At 45.7% G+C, this 10024-nt stretch carries 12 protein-coding genes; 6 read left to right on the top strand and 6 right to left on the bottom strand.

Annotated features, from left to right (window positions below; genetic code table 11):
• The 6 genes from DBY97_RS03670 to DBY97_RS03645 form a co-directional block, all read left to right on the top strand.
• Nucleotides 1-1004, top strand: a 1004-nt coding sequence (locus tag DBY97_RS03670; protein WP_107857475.1) for a DUF2345 domain-containing protein, incomplete at its 5' end; no start/stop codon positions are given.
• 8 nt (nt 1005-1012) lie between these two features.
• A complete protein-coding gene (locus DBY97_RS03665) occupies nt 1013-1576 on the top strand; it encodes a hypothetical protein (protein ID WP_107857457.1) in 564 nt (187 codons plus the stop codon).
• Between the two features lie 14 nt (nt 1577-1590).
• Nucleotides 1591-3381, top strand: a complete 1791-nt coding sequence (locus tag DBY97_RS03660) for a M15 family metallopeptidase (RefSeq protein ID WP_107857456.1) — start codon at nt 1591-1593, stop codon at nt 3379-3381.
• An 11-nt stretch (nt 3382-3392) separates the two neighbouring features.
• The gene (locus tag DBY97_RS03655) at nt 3393-3812 is read left to right on the top strand and encodes a hypothetical protein (RefSeq protein ID WP_107857455.1); all 420 of its coding nucleotides are present in this window, start codon (nt 3393-3395) and stop codon (nt 3810-3812) included.
• Between the two features lie 206 nt (nt 3813-4018).
• A complete protein-coding gene (locus tag DBY97_RS03650) occupies nt 4019-4231 on the top strand; it encodes a hypothetical protein (RefSeq protein ID WP_107857454.1) in 213 nt (70 codons plus the stop codon).
• Between the two features lie 19 nt (nt 4232-4250).
• Nucleotides 4251-4991: a hypothetical protein gene (locus tag DBY97_RS03645; protein ID WP_107857453.1), complete on the top strand. Its 741-nt coding sequence runs from the start codon at nt 4251-4253 to the stop codon at nt 4989-4991.
• A 225-nt stretch (nt 4992-5216) separates the two neighbouring features.
• Here the strand turns inward: DBY97_RS03645 and DBY97_RS03640 are convergent, their stop codons facing one another.
• The 6 genes from DBY97_RS03640 to DBY97_RS03615 all read right to left on the bottom strand — a co-directional run bounded on the left by DBY97_RS03640 (nt 5217) and on the right by DBY97_RS03615 (nt 10003).
• Complete coding sequence (locus DBY97_RS03640; RefSeq protein WP_234394516.1) at nt 5217-6692, bottom strand: surface lipoprotein assembly modifier; 1476 nt, start codon at nt 6690-6692, stop codon at nt 5217-5219.
• A 161-nt stretch (nt 6693-6853) separates the two neighbouring features.
• Nucleotides 6854-7225: a hypothetical protein gene (locus DBY97_RS03635; RefSeq protein WP_107857451.1), complete on the bottom strand. Its 372-nt coding sequence runs from the start codon at nt 7223-7225 to the stop codon at nt 6854-6856.
• 171 nt (nt 7226-7396) lie between these two features.
• Nucleotides 7397-8134, bottom strand: a complete 738-nt coding sequence (locus DBY97_RS03630; RefSeq protein ID WP_432760701.1) for a M48 family metallopeptidase — start codon at nt 8132-8134, stop codon at nt 7397-7399.
• A gap of 23 nt (nt 8135-8157) precedes the next feature.
• Nucleotides 8158-8889, bottom strand: a complete 732-nt coding sequence (locus DBY97_RS03625) for a lysophospholipid acyltransferase family protein (protein WP_107857450.1) — start codon at nt 8887-8889, stop codon at nt 8158-8160.
• 71 nt (nt 8890-8960) lie between these two features.
• A complete protein-coding gene (gene gmhB / locus DBY97_RS03620; protein WP_039862535.1) occupies nt 8961-9539 on the bottom strand; it encodes a D-glycero-beta-D-manno-heptose 1,7-bisphosphate 7-phosphatase in 579 nt (192 codons plus the stop codon).
• An 11-nt stretch (nt 9540-9550) separates the two neighbouring features.
• Nucleotides 9551-10003, bottom strand: coding sequence for a cell surface protein (locus DBY97_RS03615; protein WP_107857449.1), 453 nt, complete (start codon nt 10001-10003; stop codon nt 9551-9553).
• Between the last annotated feature and the right edge of the window lie 21 nt (nt 10004-10024).

Here is a 10024-nt window from a genome sequence, read left to right as displayed (position 1 = left end):
ACTCAAATCGTGAGAAACGCGGAGAGAACGGCGAAGGCTTCGAATTGAGAACCGACGGTTGGGGTGCGGTACGGGCAGGCAAGGGCATACTCGTCAGCGCACAAAACCAAGACGCCGGCGGCAAAGTACTGGATATGGACGATGCCGTCGCCCAACTCGAACAAGCACTCTCCCTGGCCAAAAGCCTGAACAAAGCCGCCCAAACCGCCAACAACCATAACACCGATGAAGAAACCCAAAGGGGCCGTCTGAAAGACGCCCTTAAAGACCTGAAAGAGGCCGGCTTGATCCAAACCGCCCCCGCCGGCATCGCCACCGCAACAGAGCAAAGCCAACTGCACACCGCCAATGAAAACATCCACCTGGTCAGCGGGGCAAATACCGACATTACCGTAGGACAAAGCCTGACCGCCCATGCGGCAGAGAGCCTCAACCTGTTTGCGCAAAGCAGCGGCATCAAGATGCAGGCCAATCAGGGCAAAGTAGAAGTACAGGCACAGAATGACGAATTGCAGCTGAATGCCTTAAAGGATGCAACGTTAACCAGCAGTGCAGGGAAAGTCACCATAGCGGCGAAAGAAGAGATACTGATTACCTGCAAGGGGGCGTATATCAAACTGAGCAACGGGGAAGTTGAAATCGGAAGTCCGAAGGTGGTGCGGGTGAGGGCGCCGTTGGTGGTGAATGGGGCGAATAGCACTAACTTCAAATTCACTCAAGTTGGCGCAATTAAGCGTTACAGCAATAGATTGGATTTTGCTGAAAGTTTTGAAGGATTTGGGGATTTAACATCTCTAAAATATTTTGTACTTACTGAAAGCGGGGAGGAATTTGAAGGAAACCTTGATGAATATGGAAGAACCGGACGAATCACTTCAGCCACAGAAGAATATGCCAATTTTTTTGTAGGAGGAGGAGATTGGGTTTTGTCTGAGGATGAAACTTACATAGAACAAGATGATTACTTATGCAGTGATGATTTTGATAATTTAGATAAGGAATAAATGGCAAAATGCTACAGCTTAAACTTAAAAAATTATTCTTAATTTACATATTACTAACTGCGAATGCAGTAAGTCTTGCCAGCCAGAAAACCTTTGTTTCTCCAAATAATACATTAAAAATAACTAGGGAGTGTAATGAAAAAACAAATGAATGCGCTTTCTATCTTAATGAGAAGGCAATTATTGGAGACATCCCAAAAGACAAAGCGACATACAAATGGATTGAGGATATTTTTGCATTGAATATTAATCTAGGCTCGTATAATTCATATTTAGTTTTGGTTGATGGAGTCCATAAGCCTCAAACAGTATCAGGAGTTATTACTATAGACGCGCATACAAAATGTATCATGACTGCGGATAAATCAGGTATTTATTTTTATAAATTTTTCCAGCCAAAACCACTAAAGATTATTTTAAAACATAGTAAGCAATTTAATTTTGCAAAGGATGTTGTATCTTTGCAATCAATAGTTCAAGGAAAGTTTAAACAAAAAAAAGTAGCTATGAGTTATTTAAATCATGTTTATGAATCAGTCGATATGGTCATTGATAATCCTTGTGTGAAATAATTCGGAGATTGGTAATGTCACAATATTCTAAGGAATTTATCCTTTTTGTTTCTACGATTGCTGGCGAAGCTGCCAATAGCAGTCGTGCTTCCTGGAAGGCGATTGCCCATGTAATAATGAACCGATTTAAGTATAAAGAATGGAGAGACTACCAAACAATTACAGATATAATATTGAAAACAGGCTTTGATGCAGCAAAAGAAAAAAACCAACCTTTTTTAAATGTATATAACTCCCTATCGACGGGAAATCCATCCTCATTGGCTTTGCAAATTATTGCTGCGGTCAAGCCTATATATGATGGGATTATCAAAGACCCTACAGGAAAAGTCGTATTATATTACAGTCCTAAGGCTCAGCTTTACTTGAGTCAAAGAATGCCTCATAAATATAAGCGAGTACCGTCGTTATGGGACTTTAATCTTTTAGAAGAAGTCAAAATTTCAGGTACTGAAAATGATGATTTCAAATGGTATAGATATAAAAATGCGAACAAATCAAAAAGATTGCAAATAGTTAATCTTGACGGACAGGCTATCCCGGATGTTCCATATGAAATTACGCATAACAAACAAGGTCAGGAAAAAGTTATTGTCCAAGGGAAAACCGATCAAGAAGGTAAAACCAAAGAAATTCCATACCAACATGCAGGCAAAGACGTAACGATTAAAATTAACCAAAGCGCAGGCAAGCGTATGCCTAAGGCAAATATACAAGGTATGCTTTTGGTAACGGAGATTATTACGAAACTTATCAGCCCGTATCTCAAGCAAAGAGTTATATTGAAACCGGATGGAAAACCCGGAAACTATGCAGGAATGTATCACAAGGTCAAAAAAGGGGAGACTTTGACAAAGATTGCCCAAAAGTTAGGAACAACCGTAGAAGCATTGCTTCATGCAAACCCAAAAATTACAGATCCCAATAAAATCTATATCGGACAAAAAATCCGGCTTCCTGCAAAAACAGGTAGACCTGTTGCGAGAAAAGAAAACGGGGAAGTGAAAATAGATCGGCCTAAGGCACGGGAAACAAACACGCAGCCACCTGCCGAGAAAGTACAAACAAAATCTACCGTTAATACGGAAGCAAATACTCAAACAGGAAATAGGGAGGTAAAAATAGAAAAACCTAAGGCACAAGAAACAGGTAACCAACCATCTGCAAGAAAAGTGCAGATGAGTCCTTCCTCTGCTACAGGAACAGCTAGTCGACCAAAGGACGATAACGGAGAAAAACAAACTCCTCCCCAACCAAGACAGAAAAAGGAGGTAAAGCAAGTAAATTCCGTGGATGGGAAGCCTGTTACGGTGGTTAAGAAGAATAGAGAAATACATGATCAAAATGAAACAAAAATTAATAAACTTCATCCTCAATTTCAAGATAAAGTGAGAAGGTTTATTAAAAAAGTGTATGAACAACATCAAATTAAATTAAGAATTGTACAGGGATATAGGACATATAGAGAACAGGATGAGCTGTATGCCAAAGGAAGAACAATGCCTGGATCAAAAGTAACAAATGCAAAAGGAGGGCAAAGTAATCATAATTTTGGACTCGCAATAGATGTGTTTCCAATCTGGCAAGATGGTAGGATCCACATGGAAGATGATGCAGAGAATATTAGATTACTGAAATTGATCGCACATGTAGGAATTGAAGAGGGGTTAGCATGGGGAGGAAATTGGAGAAAATTTAAGGATTATCCTCATTTCGAATTGAAGGTTGGTAAAAATATGGCTCAACTAAGAGCAGCTGTAAAAGCTGCTGGTGGCGATCCTTTGGCTGTTAAATATGATATTTAGATGGAGTTGTTATGAAATCATTAAATATAATGCTAGCAATATTTACATTCTTTGTCTTATTATGTCAAAATGCATACGGAGTAAATTTAATTTTTACTTCTGAACTTGATGATGAAGAGTCAAGTTTAGAGGGAGGGGAACTAAAACTATTTAAAGATAGATTAAATCATTGTTTTATTACTTCAATTTACTATGGGGAGACAGGTAAGTCTTTGTATGTATATAATTTTAAAAAGGGAAATAAGTTAAGTTCAGGTACGTATAAAGAGTTTAAGTTTAAGGATGGTTATATTTCTAAAGATAAAAGAAATATATATATACTAATTAATAAGAAAGAATTAAATATTAATCATACTGAGGTTAGAAATGATTTTACTAATTTAATTAAGAAGATACCTAAATCAATTATTATTAAAAATTGTAACAATTAATTATCTTTATAATCTATAAGTAGTTTTATAGCAATGCTGTATGAATAAAATTCCTTTCAGACGGCCTTAGCCCTTTACAAAATTCCTTCCCCTCGACAGCCGAAACCTAAACAAAGATTTTCGGCTGTTTTTGTTTCAAATATCCACTGATTCTACTCAAATACCCCCTTAATCCCTCTTGGATACCCGCTTATGGGGTATCTGGCATGAAAACAGCCGAAATCCTGTGTTTGGGTTTTGGCTGTTTGGGTAAAGATGAAGAGGGATATTTTGCAAAGGTTTCTTCAGGTCAACCAGTAGTAATTAAATCAAAAAGAGACATGATCGAAGTAGGTAAAACCTACAAAGTTTTTCATTTTGATACCAAAGCAAGTAAACCAGGAGAGGATGATCCTCATTGGTCTGTAATGGGTCGATAATATTTCAAAGGGGTAAATTATGAGAATTAAACAAACTACATTATCTTGTTGTTTTTTATTTTGTATTGCTTGCACTCAGGCCGAACATGATGGGCAAAAGAACCAGGCACAGGAGAGACGTACTGATACCGTTTTAGAAAACAGACAACAGAAGCCTGATACTAAGCTATTAATTCCAATCAATAAAGTAACAAAAAGTGAAAATATTCTTTCGGATTTCGCTCAGGATCGTATTTTAGACTTACTCAATGCTACGGATTCAGAATGGATTGAATGTAAAGATGAAAAAGGTAAAAGAGTTAAAAATTTTCTGTATCCTTCAGATAGAATGTCTATTCAATTCAGAAGTATATCTGATGGATATATACACGAACTGGAGTATTGGAAAGACACATACAAAGAAATTCAGCAGCTCATTAAGTCAAAAAATATGAATATTCAAGATTTGAAATCAGAATATCTAGTATTAAATGCATATTCATTAAGTAGTAAAAGTAAGAATCCTATCTCAATGAAAAAAGTTGGTGCAGTTTATGTTTCTTCTGATAATAAATTGTTTGAGATTAAATTATTAGATGGTTCTTCTGCCCATATTGAGGTATTTAAAAATATTCCAAATTACCTTTTTGAAAGCCCTAATCCAGAATATGAATTAAGTAATGCTCTAGATTATTCTCCCTATTATTTTCGTTTTTGGTTTGATGGAGATAAAGAAAAACAAATATGCCGTTTAGAATATAATAATGATGTTATTGATTAAATATCATTAGGCAGAGGCCACTTCCTGTTACTATTGAGACGATGCTTTTGAATACATAACGCTCGATGATGTAATATTTCTCAGATTGTTAATATATCTATTCGATAAACATATTTTCTATATATTGAAACGCACTCGACAAGATACTCGTTTAGTATGCGTAACGGTTTGAAAATAAGCAGGTGTGGCGGTATTTATGCTTGATTCGCGGATTCAACGTACTTGTCAGAATGTTTTGCTCAATTCGACAAACATTCTGGATTTGCCGTATTCGTAGAACTTGTCGTTGCTCCATGTTTTGTTGTGGGCAATGGTCAGGCGCGGGGTGATGCCTTTGAAATGGAGGGCGCGGTGCCATACGGTCAGGGAGGCGGAGGCTTCTTTGTCGCGGCGGTTTTGTTCGTTGCTGAAGAAGCCGGGGGCTTGGTAACGGCGTTGGGCGGCGCTGAGGCGTAGGATGGTGGAGAGACCTTTGGGCCATTCTTGTCCCCATGTGGTGCGCAGGGCGTAGCGGTTGAAGCTGTCGCTTTTGTCGTCGCGGTTGCGTTCGCGGTAGAGGTCGATACCGGCCACCCAGTATTGGCGCGCGTTGCGGTAGTACATGATGGAGTTGCTGAGCAGTTGGCTGGTATTGTTGGAATGCTCGCGGCGGCTGTTTTTCAGACGGCCTGCTTCAAATGCGCTGAGGGTTTGCAGCTTGGGTTGCCACCAATGGTTGTAGTGGAGGCGTGCGCCGTTGGTGTAGGTGTAGGGGTCGTTGCCGTAGAAGCGGCGTTCGTGGAACGGGGTAATGCCGACGTCGTTGCGCTGGTCGGCATAGCCGATGCCTGCCGAGAAGCGTGTGGTGAGGTCGTTGTAGTTGGTGTGTTTGGGATAGATTTTGCCGTAATGGTCTGCGCCTGCCGTGGCATAGAAGCCGCGTGGCAGCGACCATTTTTTTTCTGCATCGATTTGGTAATGGACTGCGGTGGCATCGATGGGTTCGGGGAATGTCCAGCCTCGGAAGCAGTCGTCGTCGGGATAGGCAAGGCGCACGGCGCGGCATTGTTCATCGCTCAGGTGGTTGCCCAGACGGCGTTGGCCGGGAGCTTGGTTGATGTTTTGTTCGCGCGTGATGTTCAGGCCGGCGTTGAATTGCCATGAGTCGCGTTCGCGCAGGGCTTTGCGGTAGGTTTCGAGGCGTTCTTGCAAGGCAGGAGGGAGGGATTCAGTTTGCAGTTTGTCGAACTGGTCGGCCGCGGCTTCGTTTTGTTTGTCTTCAAACAAGGCGGTCGCAAGTTGCCAGCGGACGGCGGAGGCATCGGGCTGCTCGGCGATAAAGCGACGGTAATGGCCGACGGCTTCAGCGGCGCGCCCTTCGGATTGGGCAAGCAAGCCTTTGGCATAGCGTGCCATGGCACGGTCGTGTTCGGGCCATTGTTCGTAAATGGGCAAAACGGCTTTGATGCCGGGAATGTTGTGGGCGACGACGGCGGAATACATGGCGCGTGCCAGTAATTCGGTATTGGCAAGCAGGGTATCGGCATCGACGTTGATGATTTTTTCAGACGGCCTGTTTGTCTGCTCGGCAGGGATGTTGTGCGCTTCGGGTTGCTGGGGTTCGGCTGTGTTGACTTGAAGCTCGGGTTTTACGTCAGGCGGCACATCGGCGGCGTGAAGGGAAAGGGGAAGGATGGCGAGGAGGAGCAGACGTTTTTTCATGGCAATGTTTGGAATGTTATCGGTATAAGTGGGCAGATTGTACAATGTTTTGAGTCGGAAGTTTTGCAAATCGAGTGCCATTTTATCTGATAAAGACGACAAAAGGCCGTCTGAAACCCGATGGGATTTCAGACGGCCTTTGTTTGCGAGTCGGATTTAGTTTAGTTTTTGTCCAAGTCCAAATCGGCTTTGTATTCGATACGGCCTTGGCCTTTGTCTTCGATGGAAACGTCCAGCTCTTGTTTGCCGCGTTTGAATTTCAGATCGGCATCGTCGTGTTTGATTTCAGACTCAACCACATGGAAACCTTTGCTGCGTGCGTGGGCGATCACTTTTTTGGCCAAGGAAGGAATGGAATTGCGTTGGCCGGAAAGTTCGGCTTCGTATTCAAATTCGCCGTCGCCTTGATGATCGGCTTTGATGGTATGCGCGCCATCCGGACGGTAGATTTCGGAAGGCAGCGGGGAGGCGAATGCCGTGGTGGAGAAAAGAGCCAAAATGCCGGTGGCCAGTAACGATTTTGCTTTGGTCATCGGTTTTCCTTTCTGAAAAGGGTTTTGAGAACGACATCATCTTATCGGCAGGTATGAGGGGCGGCAAGCGGATAAACTTGATTTTACGCGCGGCTACATGATTTGTTTGGAGGGCGTTGATTCTTTGCTTTGGGCTGGTGTTTGCTTGCAGAAAAATGCTGCTGGAAAGACTTAGCCGAGGTGGAACAATTCGCCGCCGTGCGCCTTCAGCCATTGTTTGGCTTGGTCGACATGTGGCGTGAGCGAGTGATTCAGAGCCCAAAACGCAGGGCTGTGGTTGGGATGGCGCAGGTGGGCGAGTTCGTGCAGGCAGACGTAGTCGGCGACATATTCGGGCGCGCCGATGAGACGCCAGTTGAGGCGGATGCCGGTAGTGTGGCGGCAAACGCCCCAGAAGGTTTTGGCGTTGGAAAGGGAAATGGCGCTCGGGGTTAGGCGGGTGGTTCGGATATGGTCTTCGAGGCGCGGCAGCAGATACTCACGCGCACGCTCGTGCAGGAAGCGGCGCAAATGGGTGAGTTGGGCGGCGGTTTCTTTTTCGGGCAACAGGATTTCAGACGGCCTGAGTTGGATGTGGTTTGCTGTGTGGACGGACAAGGCCGTCTGAACGCCTTGATACCAAATCCATTCGGGAAGCGAGTCGGTAGGTGTTTGTCGGGCCGGTGTCTTGTTTAGGGTACGGCGCAGGATGGCTTCGTTGTCGTTCAGCCATTGGGTAAAGGTGTGCTGGGTAACAAACGGAGGGATATTGATGCTGACGGTATCGGCGGAAATGGGGCGCAAGATGAGGTTTTTCTTGGCGCTGCGTTTGAGCTGGATATGAATGGTGAGGCCGTCTGAAAGGGTGTGGGTATGGAGGTGGGGCATGATGTTGAGAAAAATATTGGACGGCATGAAAAGGGCGGGCATAGTGGCCCACCCGATGGAATGATTTATTTGGTTTTGGGCGCGAACGGGCCTTGTCCGGTAATCAGGGGCTGTTGGCTTTCGATCCATTGCTCGCATTGGGCCATGAGTTCGGCTTCATTGCCGTTGTTGTGGGCAATGGGTTTGCCGATGATGACGCTGACCGTGCCGGGGTATTTGAGGAAGGAGTTGCGCGGCCAAAACTCGCCGCTGTTGAGCGCGACGGGGACGATGTCCATCTCGAACATTTTTGCCATGCGCGCGCCGCCGAGTTTGTAGCGGCCTTTTTCACCGGGCGACAGGCGTGTGCCTTCGGGGAAAATGGTAATCCAATAGCCTTCGTTTTTACGCGCAAGGCCTTGTTCTAAGAGTTGTTTGTTGGCTTCGCGGCTGTTGCTGCGGTCGATGCCGATGGTTTTAACCAGCTTCAAGCCCCAGCCGAAGAAAGGGATTTTGAAAAGTTCGCGTTTTGCAACATAGACTTGCGGCGGAAAAATCTCTTGCAGGGCGAGGGTTTCCCAGCCGCTTTGGTGTTTGGCGCAAATGATGGCAGGGCGGTCGGGAATGTTTTCCGTACCGTTTAAGGTGTAGTTCAAACCGATGACGTGCTTGAGCGACCAGTTGAGGATGCGTACCCAAATTTGCGCCATTTTGTGTGCGCCGCCTTGAAAGGGCAGGGCAAGCAGTATAAAGGGGAACAGCAAAATAATGCTAGAGGAAAGGATGAACCAGTAAATCAGGTTGCGGATAATCAGCATATCGGGGAAAAGTCAGTCGTTTGAAGGCCGTCTGAACGCCGTTGTCGGCTGGTTTCAGACGGCCTTGTCGTTTATAGGATGGCTTGCGCGGCTTCTTCGATTTGTGTGTTTTCACGCATGATGTATTGCGAGAAAGCGAGCAGGTTGTCGAAGACTTGGGTGTGTTCGGGGAGGTCTTGCTCGTGTTTGGCCAGCGTTTTTTTGCCTTTGCCGGTCAGGACGAGCGCGGATTTGCCGCCTGCGGCATCAATGGCTTGAAGGTCGCGCAGGCTGTCGCCGACCAGCCAGGTTTCAGCGGCATTGGCCTTGAAGCGTTCGATGATGTCGATAATCATGCCCGGCTTGGGTTTGCGGCATTCGCAGTTGTCGGCGGCGGTGTGCGGGCAAAACCAAATGCCGTCGATGGTACCGCCTGCTTGAACGGCAAGGCGGTGCATTTTCGCGTGCATTTCGGTCAGGTCTTGCACGGTAAAGTATTTGCGGCCGATACCGGATTGGTTGGTGGCCACGGCGATGGTGTAGCCTGCCTGCGTTAAAAAGGCGATGGCATCCATGCTGCCTTCGATGGGAATCCATTCGTCAACGGATTTGACGAAATCGTCGCGGTCTTGGTTGATGACGCCGTCGCGGTCGAGGATGATGAGTTTCATGGTTTGGGCTCTTATTTTTCTACTTTCAAACTGCTTTTCCATTTTTCAAAGGCCGTCTGAAAAACGGGTGTCAGTTTGGCGAAGGTTTCCGGGGTGTTTTTGACGTGGTAGAAGCCGCCGAGCGAGGGCGTGTCGAGGGCGAGGACGTAGTCTTCCATAAATGCGCCGTAGCCGTCTTCTTCGTCGGTGTAGTAGAACTCGGTAAACCGTTGGCCGAGTTCGGTAAAGTCGTCAGCCGTCAATGCGCCGTCCATGTGTTTGAGCAGGAAGTGCCGTCCGCTGATTTTGCCCGAGGTCATGGCGGCGAAGTCGGCTGCGGTTTCGGGGGCGGTTTGCCAGACGGGGTTGACGAGGCCTGCCTGCGCCGCCCACTGCCAGTACATGCCGATGTGGGTGGCGGCGTTTTCGGGCGGGAGCTGGTCGGGATAGTCTTCGTCGAGATGGAAACGGATATTGTCGTACATGGACGGTGTTCGTTGGGGGAA

This window comes from Neisseria subflava, assembly GCF_003044645.1.
GTDB lineage: Bacteria > Pseudomonadota > Gammaproteobacteria > Burkholderiales > Neisseriaceae > Neisseria > Neisseria subflava_B.
This window is presented reverse-complemented; position numbering and strand designations above follow the sequence as displayed.

Bases quoted from the DNA above. Each gene is read 5' to 3' on its own strand.
- DBY97_RS03665 (WP_107857457.1), top strand. From the start codon at position 1,013: ATGCTACAGCTTAAACTTAAAAAATTATTCTTAATTTACATATTACTA.
- DBY97_RS03660 (WP_107857456.1), top strand. From the start codon at position 1,591: ATGTCACAATATTCTAAGGAATTTATCCTTTTTGTTTCTACGATTGCT.
- DBY97_RS03655 (WP_107857455.1), top strand. From the start codon at position 3,393: ATGAAATCATTAAATATAATGCTAGCAATATTTACATTCTTTGTCTTA.
- DBY97_RS03650 (WP_107857454.1), top strand. From the start codon at position 4,019: ATGAAAACAGCCGAAATCCTGTGTTTGGGTTTTGGCTGTTTGGGTAAA.
- DBY97_RS03645 (WP_107857453.1), top strand. From the start codon at position 4,251: ATGAGAATTAAACAAACTACATTATCTTGTTGTTTTTTATTTTGTATT.
- DBY97_RS03640 (WP_234394516.1), bottom strand. From the start codon at position 6,692: ATGAAAAAACGTCTGCTCCTCCTCGCCATCCTTCCCCTTTCCCTTCAC.
- DBY97_RS03635 (WP_107857451.1), bottom strand. From the start codon at position 7,225: ATGACCAAAGCAAAATCGTTACTGGCCACCGGCATTTTGGCTCTTTTC.
- DBY97_RS03630 (WP_432760701.1), bottom strand. From the start codon at position 8,134: ATGCCCGCCCTTTTCATGCCGTCCAATATTTTTCTCAACATCATGCCC.
- DBY97_RS03625 (WP_107857450.1), bottom strand. From the start codon at position 8,889: ATGCTGATTATCCGCAACCTGATTTACTGGTTCATCCTTTCCTCTAGC.
- gmhB (WP_039862535.1), bottom strand. From the start codon at position 9,539: ATGAAACTCATCATCCTCGACCGCGACGGCGTCATCAACCAAGACCGC.
- DBY97_RS03615 (WP_107857449.1), bottom strand. From the start codon at position 10,003: ATGTACGACAATATCCGTTTCCATCTCGACGAAGACTATCCCGACCAG.